The sequence below is a fragment of the Candidatus Symbiopectobacterium sp. NZEC135 genome (genome assembly GCF_025962695.1).
The window spans coordinates 1-810 of sequence record NZ_JAGFPF010000963.1 but is presented as its reverse complement, the minus strand read 5'-3'; the positions used below and the strand labels follow the sequence as shown (position 1 = coordinate 810).

2 protein-coding genes are annotated in these 810 nt (G+C 56.4%); both read right to left on the bottom strand.

The window, feature by feature from the left end:
• The coding region (locus J5224_RS31765) for an AzlD domain-containing protein (RefSeq protein ID WP_264628956.1) at nt 1–240 on the bottom strand (240 nt) is incomplete at its 3' end.
• A partial coding sequence (locus tag J5224_RS31760; RefSeq protein ID WP_264628955.1) for an AzlC family ABC transporter permease occupies nt 237–810 on the bottom strand: 574 nt, incomplete at its 5' end. The genes J5224_RS31765 and J5224_RS31760, both read right to left, overlap by 4 nt.

Sequence of the window (810 nt, the reverse complement as noted above, 5' to 3'; positions counted from 1 at the left end):
GAAAGCGATAATCACGCTGAACAGTGCGCCACACAAATAGGGGTTATCGCCGAGCGGTCGCACAATACCGTGATCCATTAGGATGATCGGGCCGCAAATCGCCGTCAGCAGGCAGGGGGCGGAATATTTCAGCGCTTGCTGTACCAGTCCGGGCAGGCGAATCGGCAGACGCGGTTCGAGAAAAAGATAACGGTTGAGAAACACAATGCCCGCCAGGGCAAATAACAACGCGCCACTCATAGCACCTCCCCCCCGCGTCGTGACAGCACTGCTGAAAAGAACATGCCGCTCAGCCCGGCGATCACCACCGCGCCTTCCACCTGGAAATAGGCCAGCACCATCGAGAGCGACAGCGACAGCACCACGCCCAGCAACGTACTGATGCTGCGCACCATCGGTACCACGATGGTAATAAAGGTGGCAATAATCGAGAAGTCCAGATGATAGCGGGCCAAATCCGGTATTCGTGTCGCCATGGCGATGCCCGCGAGGCTGAAGATCACCCAGCAGACATAAAAAAATCCGCCAGCGGCAATCAAATAGCTGACTGAACGCGGTTGCTGTGCCGACTTGCCCCCGCTCAACGCAAACAGTTCATCGGTCAGCAAAAAGCCAATCGGCAGACGATAGCGCAGCGCCAGACGGGAAACGTAATCACGTAAGGTCAGCGCGTAGATAATGTGTTGAGTGGTGATGAAGAAAACGGTGATCAAAATCGTGACGACGTTGGCACCGCTCATCACCAACCCCAGCGTAACCAACTGCGCCGCACCGGCAAACACCAACGCCGACAGCCCAACGGATTGCCAG